This is a genomic window from Methanosarcina barkeri 3 (genome assembly GCF_000970305.1).
GTDB classification, from domain to species: domain Archaea; phylum Halobacteriota; class Methanosarcinia; order Methanosarcinales; family Methanosarcinaceae; genus Methanosarcina; species Methanosarcina barkeri_A.
In genome coordinates, this window is sequence record NZ_CP009517.1 from 4,362,074 (window position 1) to 4,378,326 (window position 16,253).

Genomic DNA, 16,253 nt, shown 5'->3' on the forward strand with positions numbered 1-16,253 from the left:
TTTGGGGATATTCCCTAATTTTATATCTTTAAAATTTCGATTTTTATCAGTAAATTTCTTTGTGAGTAGTTTTATACAGGGTTTTTGCAATTGAGTATTTTTTGCTCTCCAGAGTCACACTGTAATAAGGAATTAACTCAGGAGAAAAGCCCATTATGAAATCCGCAAATCTGGAAATGTTTGCTGCCATTACGTTCATGTACTCGAAGTTTCGGGATTTCAGGTCAAGAAATTCGTTATAATACAGAAGAGCGTTCGGACCCAACCGACCAAAGTCCGGGTTCAAGGCTGAGGTCCAGGTTATACTACACTTCTTTCCATACAGATTTAAGTGAGCCGCAATAGCTTCGCCCTCAGGAGTCTCTGTGACAAACATATAGCCAATATCTTTTTCCTGAATTAGTTTAAACACTCTTTCGAAGAAACCTCTGGGAAGAGGAGGGGCTAATTTCTGTTTTTCGTAGACCATTGAGAGCAAATGGTAATATGTCTCAGGATCATTCCATATCCTGGTTTTAAGTCCTGCCTCATTTGCAGTTTTAAGTTCCCTTCGGATCTTTCTTGAAAGATTATTGTCTACATCTTCGTTGAGATTCAAATAATGGGTATAATGTACAGTGGAATCCCATCCGTACCACGTAAAAGGTCTTACGTCTTTAAAACCTGGAGCAAACGTAAGGTGAATACTATCAAATCCCTGCTTACAAAGAAATTCTCTGAGAGGATTAAGAATATCGTGAATTTCCTGTACCTGTTTACTTGCTTTAGAGCTGGCACTCTCTTTTATAAGAGGCCCGCTGTAACTAGTCATATCACAGGTTGAATTCGCGATTCTAAGAGCCCCCTTAATATTTTTAATAAAAAGAGGACATCCTCCCACAAGCTCACCTTTTCTGAAACAACCATAAATTCTAAGTTCCTTTGCCAGAACGTCCCTGCAAATTCCAAGCCACTCACTTGTATGGAAGAGTGTACCAGGCTGAGCTTTTTCTACGAGCAAATCCCATTCATTATATTCAGATGGTGCTAGTTCTCTAACTTCAATTTCGTCCATTTTAAGCCCCGTACAAATAAATAATTATTCTCTGTGATGAGTTATAGGAAAACGTAAGACTGATTTTAAGCCTTCATTTCTCGGTCTCAAATGTTGATTTGCAGACTTCGTTAACCTTTTTCGCAACGCTGTACCAGCTGTAATTTTCAGTAACATAACTTAAACCTTTTGAACCCAGTTCCATTCTTAAACCGGGATTTTCAAGCAGCTTTAAGATACCTTCTGCAAGAGCTTTCGGGTTCTCTGGAAGGACAGGAATTCCCCCTCCGGCTTCAAGTACTTCGTATACACCACTGATATTGCTTGCAACTACAGGTTTTCCGCAAGCCATGTACTCATATAACTTCAAAGGAGACAGGCCTATTTTTGCGTTTCTGGCAAATATAAAAGGAGCGGCACAGATATCGCTAGCATTAATGTATAGAGGCACGCGATCGTAGGCAATTACGCCCGTAAAAATGAACTTGTCCTCAACTTCAAGTTCTCGGGAGAGCTTAATAAGATTGTGTTTCATGGCACCATCTCCGACAATCAAGAAGTGGCATTCCGGAAATGCGGAAAGGATATGTGAAGCTGCCTTTATCAGATACTCGACTCCTTGCCAGGGAGCAAGATTGCCCACAAAGCACACAAAAGGAGTTTTAAGGTCCAGACCAAGTTCTTTTCTGCATGTTTCCTGTTCTAGTGGCTGGAACAGAAAAGTATTTGCACCGTTAGAAACCACAAATATTTTTTCTCCAGGAATCTTATAGCCTTTCTCAAGATTTGATTTTATTCCTGGAGTCACAGCAATGATTCTGTCCGAAAACCCCAGAGCTTTCTTGAGAATAAACAGTTTTAACCTGGCATGTGCGGAAAAATATCGGTTTGAGAAATTGTTTTTCTTTTCTGCATGCGGAAACTCATTTTCTTCAGATTTTTCCCTGAGGAGGTTCTTTTCGTCTTCAGGAATTCCGTTTAATTCATAAACAATTCTTTTGCATCTGCTTTTACAGAATAATCCAGCAAGAAAGCCAAAATTGGGATTGCGAGTATATAGGACATCAAAAGTTTCGGAGCCCAGGAGACGTATAGAGATTTTTAAATAGTTAACAGTAAGTGAAAGGAAATTTCCAGGAGAGACATAATGGCTGTGAACGTTAGCCAGATTTGAAAAAGAGATCTCACCTACAGTAAAAATATGGACCTCATTGTCAAGCCTGGCAAGATTACTAACAAGCTCGTACCTGTGAATAAGTGAGCCATCAGCAAGAGAAAGAGGTCTTACCATATCCAGAAAAAGCATCTTCAAATTATCACCTGTAAGTGAACTGCTCCTTCTAGAAGTTTGCTAATATTCACTGCTCTCTCTCCTTTATGTCTCTTGAGTTTGAGCTAACGTTTTTCGAGATTCTGGATAACAGTCCTCCAGGTCCCTGGTTTTTGTAATAAGCCCTTACTTCAGGATCCTGAATTTTTTTATCCCTTCTAATTGCCGAGCTAAAATACCCCCAGCAGTAGGCAATGCCTGTATAGTAGGGAGACTTCACGGAAAGATGGAGTACATTTAAGAGGGCCATGAAAGAGTTTTTGCCAAGGTAATAAGCCATCCAACCATTTTTGAGATATCCGTTCCAGAGACCATTAGCTGCACTTGTTTTACGCTTTTGGATCTGGACTACCTCAGTATACTGCATGAGCCGCCAGCCTCTCAGGAGAGCCTTTATATTGGAAATTGAATCTGGAGACGGCTCAACCTGATAACCGCCAGTTTCAAAGAAACACTCTTTCTTCCAGATTCTTCCTGTACCTCGAGGAAGACTTTTTGCAGTTACTTCCAGGGAAAGTTTTCCGTCAGTATCATAATATATTCCCCCACTCACAATTCCTAGAGAATTATCCTTTTTAAGTTCAGACAGAAGTTTTCCAAAATAATTCTTTTCGAGAACTGTATCAGCATCCAGGAGGCCTATATACTCGAACTCGATATTATTTTTCTTAGAGTATTCAAGCGCATAGTCAAAACCCTGTTTGCAAACATAACTGTAGTGAAAAGTAATGTCTCTTGGCCTTGGAGGCAGTCTTATGCTCTGGACCCAGGAACATTTTGACTGCAGGTCTTCAAGGATACGTGATGTTTCATCCGTACTTCCGTCATCGACTATAATCCATAACTCAGGTTTTAATTCCTGCCCTATTACAGCTTTTGAAACTTCCGGAAGATTTTGTTCTTCGTTCTTTGCAGGAGTAACCAGCAGATACTTTCCTTTTAATTCAGTTTCGATCTGCCCACCACCTGAAAATTTCTTCTCCGCTTGTCATCCAGGCTCCTTTGTCGAAGCAGTACTGAAGCACTTTCTCGTACAACTTTGCCCAATCGTTTCGGAAACTGCAACCAAATACGAAATTATGCCATAGCAGTGTAATAACACCGTTGAAGCTTGCTGTAGTATCAATCAGATTTTTTGTGCGCTCCCAGGCCTCCTCGAAAGATTTTGAAGTAGCAAAAAGCGCAACGTCCATAACGACAAGTGGGATTTCGAGAATATCTATTTCTTTTCCTCTGTCAAGGTTATATGGACTGAAAGGATGGCACATTCCGTTCCTGAAGCCCGCACAATCATAGTACCCGAAAGTGGAGTCATAACTAAAACCGGCATCTGTAAGTATTTCCCAAGAGTCTGGAGTTTTGAACCTTAAGTAATGATTACGAAAACCTATTACTTTTTTACCCAGAACGCCTTCAAGTCTTTGTTTTTCTTTTTTTATTTTTTCAGGGCTGTCGTATGAATAGTAACCTCCGTGAAGACCAACCTCCCCTCCCCTGTCTAAAATTTCTCCCAAATGATGTTCTATGTCTTCAATATCATACCTGAATCTTATTGGATCAATTTCTGAAGTAATGAAATAAAAAGAGGACTTTGCTTCAAAGCTGGCTTCAATATCCATAATTTTAGAAAAGTTGAGGTAAGGGGAGTGGTCTATTCCCTTCAGTTTCCATAGTAACTGATTTGCAGAATCCTTAAAATTTAACCGTTTAAAACTGTAAGCTGATGACAACAAGCTATGTGAAAGAGGTGGGTAAATATCATCTACATCATGAGTCAAACAAACAGCAAATGTTTGATTTTCAGGGAATTCAACCTGCATCCCATTTTCTATAAGATATCTGGATACCTCAGGCTCAGAAGCGTTTCGGAGATATTTTTCAGAGAAAAGGAAACGCTGGTGTTTATCCAGCTTTTCAGGATAATACTCTTCTTTTCGGGTGAAAAGATCCCATAAATCCTGATTTTTCTTCAGTAATTCATACATAAGACTCATCCGAAACTGAAGATAAAGAAAGTCCAGATTTTTTTTCAGGAAGACTTTCTATGAGTTTGACCACGAACTCTGTAACATTGATTTTATCCCTGAGAAGAGCAGCTCTTTTCAGGCTCCAGGTTTTCTTAAGTTCCGAATCTTTGAAAAGTTCTGTAATTTTTGTAAGGGAAGATTGCGAGTCGCTGTAGTTAAAAAGTAAACCGTATTTCTTCTCGAGTTCAGAAAAGTTCCCCATCGTTCCTGCAAGAGTGGAGATATAAATTGATGGAGTTCCCAGAATTGCACTCTCAACAGCCATCGTTGCTCCTTCACCTACATATAGAGTGGCATAATAGAGCAAGTGATGAATTTTTTCTGGGGAGACCCAGATTCTATACTTCTCAAACTCTGTTTCCAGGGGGCCTTCTGAAGTTATGAATACTTTTCCATATTTTTCGGCCTCCTGAATAAGTGCTACTTTATTTTTGATTCCGTGTTGGCCTACATCATGGTGCGCACCCCATGAAACGAAGCGAAGGATTGTAAAAGGCTCCCCTTTCTCTACCCCAATATCTTTCAGAATTTCAGGACGAGGAGTAAAATAAGATGGATGAAGATAAGCCAGTTCATGATACCCACAATACCTTATCTGTTTTCGTCCTTCATTTTTTAGATAGCATGAAGGAGTACAGATTATGTCACAAAAGGGATAGGTTAACTTCTGCGCCAATACTGCGTGTTCGGTGTCGTTAAAAATTATGGATTTTTTCCGTTGTATCCAGGCTACTTGAGCTATAGCTGGAGAAAGGATACCTATAAAAACATCAGGATCAAACTGTTGAGTAATTTTAAAAGTTTTGAACTCTCTTATAAACCATTCTTCAAGTAAATTGATCTTTCCTGGTTTTACTTTACTCAAAACAGTATGCTGAATTCCATAAGCGTTCAAGAGCTCTATTACTACATCCTTGTCTCGCGAGACTACCATTACTTGATGCCCTTTTTTCTCAAGACTCCATATAGTGTTTTTAAAAAAATGAACATGGGCTGGATGCCCTATATCGACAAGAACTCTCAACTTTTCACTCCCCAATTAATACTTTTTATAATTATAATGCACCGAAAGAAAGTCTGTCTGTTCGAGTAGTCTTTTGAGATTGAGAGGTCGGAAACGAACCCCCAACCTGATTTGAAAGTATATGAAACAAATTGATATCAACAAATCAGAAAATCTTCCTGCTTTATTCTCTCTTACTTTAACAAACGTGTTCAGTCAAATCCTGGTTTTCACCCAACCCCAATTTCAAACTGTTCTATCAGATAGAACTCCCCGCCTTGTTCTACCTTAAAAAATAATAACTATTCTTCTCTAGCGGCTGAAGATCCCCTTATTAGTGCCCCTATCAAATTCATTTTTTTAATTCAGTTATATGTATTAACAGACTAAATTATGATTAGAAGATAAATGGCTCAAGGATAAATAATTATGGAAAACATAGTTACTGAACTAAGATAACTAGAACCTTCATTGTTGAAAATATAGACAGGATATTCTCAAAAGTAGAAAATAAAAATTATTTAGCTTTTTTATTTATACAAAAAAATAGACTTACTTAAAAGGAGAAGAAGTACTTAATAAATAAATTTATGAACTTTGAGAGGGTTACTTTGCGAAAATTATCTTGAAGCCTGCAAAGAGAAAACTAGCAATAAAGCATATTACAAGAGGATAAATTCCCATATCCATTGAATCCACAGAAAACTCATCTTCTTCTCTGGAAGCCAGCAACATCTCCTTCATACCCACAAGAGCAATTAGTCCCGCAACCGTTACTCGATAATATACAGGGATTCCAAAATCCGTTGAAAGAAAGCAGATTCCTAAATATGGAAGAGAATTCCCCGCTGTAAACTCTGTACCCAGGCCAAGTATTGAAAACATTATAAAATCCCCAAAATTTCTGTAAGGAATCACTAAACATGTATCAAATCCTAACTATACAAGGTATAACCTTTAAACTATATAACATGTGAAGAATTATTTGGAACTTTGCACCAAAAACCATATAGATTGACAATTTTTAGAATGAACCTGTAAAAGAGTTCCTATCAAAAAATAAATAAGAATTGGAATTGATTACTCTCCAATTCTCAATAAAGAGGTTCAAATTTATGAAAATTTCCGTTATAGGGTCAGGATATGTGGGCTCGGTCACGGCCGCATGTTTTGCAGAAGTCGGGCATGAAGTAGTCTGCGTAGATGTCGACAAGAAAAAGATGGATCAGATAAACGCAGGCATTTCTCCGATATATGAAGAAGGACTTGGAGAGCTTTTGCAAAAGTATGCCGGAAAAAGTCTCACTGCAACCACTGACTATGAATATGCGATCATGAATACGGACATTTCCTTTATCTGTGTAGGAACTCCTTCTGCAGAAGATGGAAGCATAGACCTTTCAATCGTTCGTGCAGCAACAGCAAGTATAGGGGCAGTACTGGCAAAGAAAGAGGGATACCATGTAGTAGTCGTTAAAAGCACAGTTGTGCCCGAGACAACTGAAAAATTTGTCCTTCCTATTCTTGAAGAAATTTCAGGAAAAATAGCCGGAAAAGATTTTGGAGTTGCAATGAACCCCGAGTTCCTTAGAGAAGGAAAAGCCGTCTACGACTTTATGCATCCTGATAAAATAGTTGTTGGAGCAATTGACAAGAAATCTGGAGATCTTGTCTCGGAACTTTACCGGACCTTTAAATGTGAGGTCACCCGCACGAGTCTATCAACAGCAGAAATGATTAAATATGCAAATAACTCCCTTCTGGCAACCAAAATATCCTTTGCTAATGAAATTGGTAATATTTGCAAAAGATTAAATGTTGATACCTACGAGGTTATGGAAGCTGTAGGTAAGGACTCCAGGATATCTCCAAAGTTTTTGAATTCTGGAGCAGGATTTGGAGGGTCCTGTTTTCCAAAAGATGTAAAAGCACTTATAGGTAAGGCAAAAGAAATAGGATATTCTCCAGATCTTCTAGAATCGGTAATTGCAGTAAACGAAAAACAGCCAATTCTTATGACTGAAATACTCCAGAAAAAAATAGGAAGCCTTACAGGCAAAAAGATTGCAGTCCTTGGGCTTGCATTTAAGAACGATACGGATGATATAAGGGAGTCCAGAGCTATCCCTGTCATTGCTGAACTTCTAAGATTAGGAGCAGAGGTTTCGGCATACGATCCAATGGCAACCGAGAATATGAAGCGAATCTTTCCAACAATTGAATACTCCGAGAAAGCTAAAGACGCTCTTAAAAGTGCTGATGCTTGCCTTGTAATGACAGAATGGGATGAGTTCAATAAACTTGACTCTGAATTTGAAGGCATGAAGGAAAAGATAGTAATTGATGGAAGACGGATAGTTAAAGCGAAAAATATAGATTGTGAGGGACTCTGCTGGTAAAACCGGCAGAAATTATTTCCTTTTTTACACAAATTTATATATTTTAGCTTTACTGACCTTCAACTGCCTTTATAAGTCTGATTTGTCTGAAGGTTCCTCTACCGCGACTAGAATTTCTCTTAAGTACTCAAGTACGTTTTCTCTAAGATTTTCATTCTCAAGAGCAAAATCTACTATTGATTTCACGTACCCCAACCTGTCTCCTGTATCGAATCTTTTTCCTTTGAACCTGCATGCGTAGATCATTTGCGACCTGTTAAGAACCCGAATCCCATCAGTTAGCTGGATTTCATTTCCTACTCCTGTTCCGGCTTCTTTTATACAGTCAAATATTTCAGGAGTGAAAACATAGCGACCTATTGCTCCCAGATTGGAGGGAGCATTTTCAGGTGACGGTTTTTCGACAATGTCCTCAAGTACGTAGAGGGAATTATTAAGAGGCTTACCCTTTATAATTCCGTAGCTACTTAATTTTTCACGAGGAACTTCTTCCACTGCAAGCGTGGATCTCCCATATTTTTCAAAATTATCTATGAGCTGGGCAGTGCAGGGCTTGTCATTCACAATAATATCGTCTCCTAGAAGCACGGCGAAAGGTTCGTCCCCAATATGGTTTTCTGCCCTGAGAACCGCATCTCCGAGCCCGTTAGGCTCTTTCTGGCGGATGTAGTGAATATCAACAAGGGAAGAAACGTCCCGGACAAGTTTTAGAAGTTCACTGTCATGTTTTTTCGCAAGATGCATTTCGAGTTCAGGAGAATCGTCGAAATAGTCCTCAATTGCTCGTTTCCCCCTGCCTGTAATAATGATTATATCTTCAATTCCCGAGGCAATAGCTTCCTCTACAACATACTGGATCACAGGTGTATCAATAATGGGAAGCATCTCTTTTGGCATTGATTTGGTGGCAGGTAGGAAACGGGTCCCAAGGCCAGCTGCTGGAATAAGCGCTTTTTTAACGGTCAAAGTAAACTCTCCGGTAAAAGAATTCTGTGAGACGATTGTTCACATAGTTGGATTAAAAATACTTATTAACCAGAGAATCTTTAATTTTCTCCGGTTGTTTACTCATCCCACCTATAGGGAAAGAAATAAAAGTATTTTCTGACCACTTTAAGACATAGTAGTAGAGTATTAATCGAAAGAAAGACTATTTGGTATTTTCCATGGCTGCAAAGAATAAAATACTTGTGACAGGGGGAGCCGGTTTTATAGGAAGCCACCTTGTAGACCGCCTTATAGAAAAGGGAGGCCAGGTCACTGTTTTTGATAATATGAGTTCAGGAAAAATGGAATTTATAGAAAAGCATCTTGAAAACCCGGACTTTACCCTGATAAAAGGAGACCTGCTTAACCAGGAGGCGATAGAGAAAGCCTGTAAAGGTATTGATTTTATTTTTCATGTAGCTGCGAATCCTGATGTCAAGCTTGGAGCCTCCGATACAAGAATTCACCTAAATCAGAATATTATGGCAACCTATAATCTTCTGGAAGCAATGAGGAAAAACAATACTGAAAAAATTGCATTTACTTCCACCTCGACAGTTTATGGGGAAGCGAGTATTATGCCTACTCCAGAAGATTACGGCCCTCTTATTCCTATATCTCTTTACGGTGCCTCAAAACTAGCCTGTGAAGCCTTGATTACTTCGTATTCTCATACTTTCGATATGCAGGCCTGGATATTTCGCTTCGCAAATATTGTAGGCCCACGTAGTACACATGGAATTACGGTTGATTTTGTAAAGAAACTACGAAAAAACTCTAATTTACTGGAAATCCTGGGTGATGGCAAGCAAGAAAAATCCTACCTCCACGTGTTAGAGTGTATTGACGCAATATTGTTTGTAATTGAGAACAATAAAGAAAAAGTAAATATCTTTAATATCGGTTCCGAGGACACTATTAGTGTCATAGAGATAGGAAAGGCTGTTATAGAAGAAATGGGTCTTTCTAATGTCAAATTTACCTATACCGGAGGAAATAGAGGCTGGAAAGGTGATGTGCCAAGGATGAGATTAGGGATTGAAAAAATGAAGAACTTGGGCTGGAAGCCGGTCTATACATCGGAGAGAAGTATTAGAGAAACAGCAAGGGCATTACTTGATAAAAAGTTAGTAGAATAACTTATATTCCATTTTTCTTAAACAATTTTTTGTCAACAAGTATGAAAGTAAAGGTAAATTTACTGCTTGACCTCGCTTTTGGCTCTGAATAAGTACCTTCGTATTAAAGAAAGTTCGTGGTCTGTGAATCCGCCTACTAAGAACATCATAACCAGATAAATAAGTACACCCATACCTGCAATCTCAAAGAGTTCAAAGATGCTTGAGATAACGAAGTAGGAAACAAAGAGATACATAGTTATTGAGGACAGAACGCTTTTTACAATATCATGAAGATAAAAATCAAGTTTAAAATGTTTTAAGGAAATATGCATACAAAGCACAGCCATTAAAAAGTAAGAGAATAAGGTTGAAAGTGAAGCTCCAACAATTCCAATGGAAGGTATCAGCAGAAGGTTGATCAATACATTCGAAACTGCTGCAACAATATTGATGTAGGTCGTAGTCTTTGTTTCCTTGATAAGGAGCATTGTATTGACAAATATCTGGAAGATTCCTGCAGAAGACCGGAAAAAGCAATAATAGGAATTACAAACCAACCTGAAAGAAAATCATCAGTTGTAAGGATCCCAAGCAAAGGTTTCGCAAGAGCTGAGAGCCCGAAAACTGCAGGAATTGAGATAAGAAGGAAATATCTTAGAGAATGGGACATATAAATTCTTACTTCGTCTGTTTTATTCTCATCGAATAGTTTTGATAACTCGGGGAGAAGAATGAGCTGAAGAGAGCTTACAAAAAGCTGTATAAGACTGCCAATTGAACAGGCTGCCGAATATACGCCTACGCTTCTAAGACCGAGAAAATAAGTAACCATATATCTGTCACTAGATTCCGTAATCCATCTAATAAGTGAATTGGGAGTTAGCGGTAGAGAAAATTGCAAGTACTCTTTTATGTAAGTAAACCGAGGGATTACGAATCCAATTTGTGACATAATCATCAGAAGAGAAATTAAAAAAATGGAACCCTGTACAAGTAGAGTAGCCGCAATTACGCCAAGAAGCCCATACCCCATTTTAAGAAGAAAGAGAATAAAAAATAATTTTCCAAATGTTTCAAAAAGGGTTAAGTAAGAAAATGTCTGAATCTGTCTGAAAATCCTGAAATAAAAAAGAGATATTGACTCAATTACACTCAGGAGGATTAAAAGGGAACCTGCCTGAATAAAATAAGTTGCATGGGGGTCTTTAAAACCGAAGGTAGCAAGGGGCTCAGCAAACATATAGAGTAAAAATGAGGCAAACAGACCGGCTATAGTTACAAAAAAGAGAATGGAATATACTGCTTCCCTTATTATTTTTATTTCTGTTTCAGAGGATAAAAACCTGACAAAACCCATAGAGAGACCCATCAGTGCAAGAGGGGAGATGAGAGATACAGTGGTATTGATCTGAGCCCAGAGTCCGTAGTCGTATGTTCCAAGGGTTTTTGTGATTATCGGAAGTAAGAAGAAAGTTCCCAGACTTGTAAGTACCTGAACTGTCCCGATAAAACCAACATCCTTTGCAAACTTTTGATATGACACCATATCACCTAAAAGAATCCGTTTTAAAGAATTTCCAATGAAAGAAGTCTTGAAAATAGTCTTACAAGAAAGTTTTTCTTACGACTTGACCAGACTAACTATTCTAGCCCGAAATTTAAATCCTCGTGAATGCTGACCATTTTTTGGCTCAAGTTTTGATCTCTCAGTAGAAGTTTTATTTATAACCTTATCATAAAAAATTTCATTCATGAAAAATACTTTAATTTTATTTCAAAAGCTTAGGTATATCTTTATTCATATTTAGTGTTAACTTTAAACTTGTTTAGGCTCATTTTTTTTAATAACAACCAAATTTTAGCTACCCCGAGTAAGAGATTTCTACAAGATAAAAGCCTTTGTGTTGGAATAAATTTTGTCAGAAGTTCAATGAATATCTAATTATGACTTCCTGAAAAATAGATAAAATAACTGAAATAAAAAGCATTAGGAATGCAAGTACCATAAGTTCTGAAATATCAGAAAATCGAATTATAAATTTAAGCAACGTAGGCTGGATCCAAAAGAGATCCTGAGCTGGGAATAAAACTTTTACAGAGAAAGATAAATTTGATAAAGAAGAATAATCTTGGGAGCAAAAATAAATAAGTTAATCCCGATTAGTAGGCCTAGAAATCATACTAACTTGCTTAAAATGATTCTCTGGATAATTTTTAAAATTTTATGTTTTTTTAGTAAATCTAAAAGAAAAAGTTCCAAAAACATCCGACAATAGAAGCTTGTTCCTGGGTCGGAAGTAATGGAAATCCTTGAGAATGCAAACTTTTACTTGTACACTAAACTCAGTTTTGGTACCTGACTAGTGTTTCCACAGTCAGCACTATAGAAGGCGATATAGTTACCATTTTCGTTGCGGGCTTTTAGAAGAAAACCTGTGTTTTCGTACTTACCACTGACATATTCTTTTACGAGATCGGTTACATTGAGCTCGTAGTACCTGTTATCCGGCAAGCTACTGGCTTTCAGGGTTAATGTAGCATATGGAGTACTGCCCCGGAAGACACCATTTTTATCGTACCAGTCTCCTCCGGCATTATTCCATGCAATATTTGCATTCTTTTTATTCCAGCTCACATACTCAGGGTTCCAGGAAGCAGGCCTGTAAACCTCGATAACAGTATCATTTGGTCGTGTACTGGAAGGATAATACCAGAAAAGAGAAAGAGTTGCACTATTTACCTCTGTGCCACTGGTATACTCACTTAAGTTAAATGACATAACAGCCCTATACTTTCCAACATCACTTAGTTCTCCCACATCGATAAATGATGTATCAGAATAGACTCCTTCAGGTGAGGTTTCACGCAGACGGTTGTCTTTTGCACCAGTAATAGTTGCATTTACAGTTACCCTTTTCTTAATATTAAGCTTTGGTACCTGGCTTGTATTTCCGCAGTCAGCACTGTAGAAAGCGACATAGTTATCATTTTCATTGCGGGCTTTTAGAAGGAAACCTGTGTTTTCGTACTTACCACTGACATATTCTTTTACGAGATCGGTTACATTGAGCTCGTAGTACCTGTTATCCGGCAAGCTACTGGCTTTCAGGGTTAATGTAGCATATGGAGTACTGCCCCGGAAGACACCATTTTTATCGTACCAGTCTCCTCCGGCATTATTCCATGCAATATTTGCATTCTTTTTATTCCAGCTCACATACTCAGAATTCCAGGAAACAGGCCTGTAAACCTCGATAACAGTATCATTTGGTCGTGTACTGGAAGGATAATACCAGAAAAGAGAAAGAGTTGCACTGCTGATTTCAGTAGTATTGGTGTATTCACTTACGTTAAACCATACAAGGTCTCTGTATCTGCCAACACTGCTCATTCCTCCTACATCAAGAAATGTTTTATCCGGAAAGACATCCTCAGGAGATGCTTCACGTATGCGGTTATTGTATATCTCACCAGAGAGATTCAAAATGACACTTATTTTTGCAACTTCAGAATCATTGAGCTTACCATCACTCACTTTAAAAGATATCGTGTAAACACCTTCCTGATCATTTACCGGCCTCCAATTAAAAAGCCCTGAATTTCCGTCAAAACTTGAACCTGCAGGAAGGCCTGAAGCTGAGTATGTAAGGCTGTCTCCATCCTTATCAGAAGCTTTTACTAGAATACTCAGTTTCTCTCCAGCTTTTACCGTAACCGCAGAAATAGGATTCATTATAGGAGCATGATTTACCTCAGAAACCCCAGAAAGAGATGCATAGATCGTGTTTCCATATCTTCCTATATTGATTCTGTTTCCATTATCTTCAGGCTCATTAGAATAGTTCGAAGATGCATATCCGGCATCAATACAAGGAGAGCTAACTTTGTCCTTAACCCAGGTTTTCCCGTTCCAGCGACCTGAGACCGACTGAAGATGATAGTCATGGTTTTTCGGATCTGCAAAAAGAGGGTCTACATAGATATCAGTTGTCGATTTGCAGTTTTTATAGTTACCTGCCGAGTTATTGTAAAGGCAGTTATTCTCCAGCACAAAAGAGTGTGTTTGAGGTAGATAATTCATAATTCCATATCCGGTCCCACTCGGAGAATTTGTGCGTATCCTGGTATTTACAATTATGTTGTTACGGACAATTGTTGTGAATCCATCACCTGCTGGTACATAGGTTGGAGAATAACTATTGATATACATGTTGGCGATTGCAGCGTGATATATTCCGTCAAAAACATTGTTTTCAATGACAGTATCCTCGAATCCACCTGTTATTATGCCACCTACCCAGGTAATGCTAGGATTAGTGCCAGTGTCATAGAAAACATTGTGATGAATATAGACATTTTTCGCCTTGTCTCTAGTAGCAGAAGAGCTATCATAGTTAAAAAGCCAGATGCCAGGACAATAAGTATTATGGATAGTGTTATTGTAAATCTCTACATCGTCCATAACACCTGCAGACTTTTCGATCTGAATGCCTGGACCGCCTGCACTCCAGTGGTAGAAAGAATCAATTAAGTTGTCATGGAATTTTACGTGGTTTGAGTTCCAGATTCTAAGACCGCTGTTAGTCCTGCAGGTTATTGTGTTATTCCAGGCTTCAACGTTCTGACAATCAATTGCGAACAGACCGTCGTGTCCAAGCTTGTAGATAGTATTGTTATAAAACTTGACATTTTCTCCATACTTTATCCTCAGCCCGTCTCCATGACCATCGTGCATATACATATTGTATACGGTTACGTTTTTGCAGTAAAGAAAGTACATTATATTATAATATCCATCACCCTTAGCAAACTCGGTGTTACCGTCATGGTTCACATTAACCTCAAAACCCCTTATTACAATATTATTATTCCCGGAATTGCTCATCTGCTTGATCAAAGGTTTCATTGGAACCCAGCCTGCATGATCAACAAGTTTGATAACAGCATTTGAATCCCCTTCAAGAATAGTATTGCTACCGATGAGAAGAGTATCATCAATAACATATGTAAAAGGACCTTTAAGGTGGACAGTGGTATATCCGGAGTTATCGGCCACAAACTTAAGGGCCTGGTTTATCTGTACATGATCATCTTTTCCATCGCAGTTAAAATCTCCACTACCGTCTCCTGCTACATAAACAGTTGGTGCAGGACTCCGGCATAAAGCAGTAGGAACGTTTGCAAGAATAAGACAACTTACCAGGAAAAATATCCCTAATTCTCGTTTTAATACCGAGATTACCTGGGATTGATCACAACAGCGCATATTTTTGATTTTCATAGGTAGATATTCAAGTGGTGACGTATCAATATCCCCGTAAAATTTATTATTATTTGCCAAAAGTTTACTTAAATCTAACATTTTATTTCTCGTAGACTAGACAGAATTTTTCAGGTAGTATTCACTCTCCGACGTTAAAGGCTATAGAAAAGTTCTGGAGAGTTTATTCATGGCAAATGCTACTGAATCCAATAAAATGTAATAAATTAGTGACTCTGAATAAATCTCCCTGATATTCAGGCCAATTCCTCGAACTCACCTAATTCCCCCCTGAAACATAGTGAATAAGCTGAGATTAGCCTTCAATTAAATTTCTATAGTCAACACTGTAAACTATATCTTGATGTTATAAAAGTATTTGTGCAAACTATATAAATATTTAAGGAGTTGCATAGTGTTAGAAAGAACAAATAAGTCTTTAAGATGAAAAAACCAAGATTAGAATATGATTTATTAAAACTACTAAACAAATAAATTTGTTGAGTAAGATCAAGATTCTCGATTTTAATAGGATGCTCTCTTTTGATAATATAGTAACATAGCTTTGGCAAAGTCAACTTTTTGTTTTACCTTAAAAGAGAGAATTATACATTTTAAAAGGCAGTTTTAAATTGTCAAATATCAAAAATGTATAGATTAAGACTCCATAAAGGATAGAAAATTGCCAGGAAATACCCGGAAAATAGAAAAGATTATAGAAGTAAGAAAGGAGTGTAGAAGTTAGGCATAACCCTCTAACATATCATAAGAGTACTGTCAGATTATGTTACTCCAATATCATTCTTGCAATTCCGTTATAGCTACGTTTTCAAAATATTCCGACCAGTTTTCCCAAAAAGCGCTTGTTTTATCCAGTGCATTGGTCCCATAATTTCAATAAACCACGGATAAACACAGATGAACGCAGACAGTTCAATTTGTATTTATCCTTGTTCATCTGTAGTTTATCGTGGGAAGTTTATTGATCAGCGTCAATTTTAAGGTTCAGTCCTATTTCCATAATTTGGAACCGATGCACTAGAGCTAGTTTTACCACAAGCTGCGAGTTTTTTGAGTATACTAGAGCTTATTA

General features: G+C 37.9%; 12 protein-coding genes. 2 read left to right on the plus strand and 10 right to left on the minus strand.

The window, feature by feature from the left end; translation table 11 throughout:
- Positions 1-46: 46 nt before the first annotated feature.
- The 6 genes from MSBR3_RS17865 to MSBR3_RS17890 form a co-directional block, all read right to left on the minus strand.
- Positions 47-1,054 carry a GNAT family N-acetyltransferase gene (locus MSBR3_RS17865; RefSeq protein WP_048109580.1) on the minus strand — a complete coding sequence of 336 codons (1,008 nt, stop codon included), beginning with the start codon at positions 1,052-1,054 and terminating at the stop codon, positions 47-49.
- 73 nt (positions 1,055-1,127) lie between these two features.
- A complete protein-coding gene (locus MSBR3_RS17870) occupies positions 1,128-2,339 on the minus strand; it encodes a glycosyltransferase family 4 protein (RefSeq protein ID WP_048110681.1) in 1,212 nt (403 codons plus the stop codon).
- 52 nt (positions 2,340-2,391) lie between these two features.
- Complete coding sequence (locus MSBR3_RS21565; RefSeq protein ID WP_048109582.1) at positions 2,392-3,318, minus strand: glycosyltransferase family 2 protein; 927 nt, start codon at positions 3,316-3,318, stop codon at positions 2,392-2,394.
- A complete protein-coding gene (locus tag MSBR3_RS17880) occupies positions 3,308-4,357 on the minus strand; it encodes a polysaccharide deacetylase family protein (RefSeq protein WP_080942366.1) in 1,050 nt (349 codons plus the stop codon). Before MSBR3_RS17880 ends, MSBR3_RS21565 begins: the two co-directional genes overlap by 11 nt.
- On the minus strand, positions 4,341-5,414 hold the full coding sequence (locus tag MSBR3_RS17885; protein ID WP_048109584.1) for a DUF354 domain-containing protein: 1,074 nt from the start codon (positions 5,412-5,414) through the stop codon (positions 4,341-4,343). The genes MSBR3_RS17880 and MSBR3_RS17885 overlap by 17 nt, the downstream gene beginning before the upstream one ends.
- A gap of 585 nt (positions 5,415-5,999) precedes the next feature.
- Positions 6,000-6,278 (minus strand): hypothetical protein, encoded by a 279-nt coding sequence (locus tag MSBR3_RS17890; protein ID WP_048109585.1) that lies wholly within the window; start codon positions 6,276-6,278, stop codon positions 6,000-6,002.
- A 230-nt stretch (positions 6,279-6,508) separates the two neighbouring features.
- Here MSBR3_RS17890 and MSBR3_RS17895 point away from each other — a divergent pair, with 230 nt between their 5' ends.
- A complete protein-coding gene (locus tag MSBR3_RS17895; protein WP_048109586.1) occupies positions 6,509-7,792 on the plus strand; it encodes a UDP-glucose dehydrogenase family protein in 1,284 nt (427 codons plus the stop codon).
- A gap of 69 nt (positions 7,793-7,861) precedes the next feature.
- On the opposite strand, the gene galU is transcribed toward MSBR3_RS17895, so the two are convergent.
- Positions 7,862-8,758 carry a UTP--glucose-1-phosphate uridylyltransferase GalU gene (gene galU / locus MSBR3_RS17900; protein WP_048109588.1) on the minus strand — a complete coding sequence of 299 codons (897 nt, stop codon included), beginning with the start codon at positions 8,756-8,758 and terminating at the stop codon, positions 7,862-7,864.
- A 200-nt stretch (positions 8,759-8,958) separates the two neighbouring features.
- On the opposite strand from galU, the gene MSBR3_RS17905 reads away from it, so the two are divergent.
- Positions 8,959-9,918 carry an NAD-dependent epimerase/dehydratase family protein gene (locus MSBR3_RS17905; protein WP_048109590.1) on the plus strand — a complete coding sequence of 320 codons (960 nt, stop codon included), beginning with the start codon at positions 8,959-8,961 and terminating at the stop codon, positions 9,916-9,918.
- A 59-nt stretch (positions 9,919-9,977) separates the two neighbouring features.
- Here the strand turns inward: MSBR3_RS17905 and MSBR3_RS21270 are convergent, their stop codons facing one another.
- The 3 genes from MSBR3_RS21270 to MSBR3_RS17915 form a co-directional block, all read right to left on the minus strand.
- Positions 9,978-10,322, minus strand: a complete 345-nt coding sequence (locus MSBR3_RS21270) for a hypothetical protein (protein WP_463605535.1) — start codon at positions 10,320-10,322, stop codon at positions 9,978-9,980.
- Positions 10,319-11,446, minus strand: coding sequence for a flippase (locus MSBR3_RS17910; RefSeq protein WP_230627611.1), 1,128 nt, complete (start codon positions 11,444-11,446; stop codon positions 10,319-10,321). Before MSBR3_RS17910 ends, MSBR3_RS21270 begins: the two co-directional genes overlap by 4 nt.
- Positions 11,447-12,226: 780 nt before the next feature.
- Complete coding sequence (locus tag MSBR3_RS17915) at positions 12,227-15,181, minus strand: disaggregatase related repeat-containing protein (RefSeq protein WP_048109592.1); 2,955 nt, start codon at positions 15,179-15,181, stop codon at positions 12,227-12,229.
- Positions 15,182-16,253 lie beyond the last annotated feature (1,072 nt).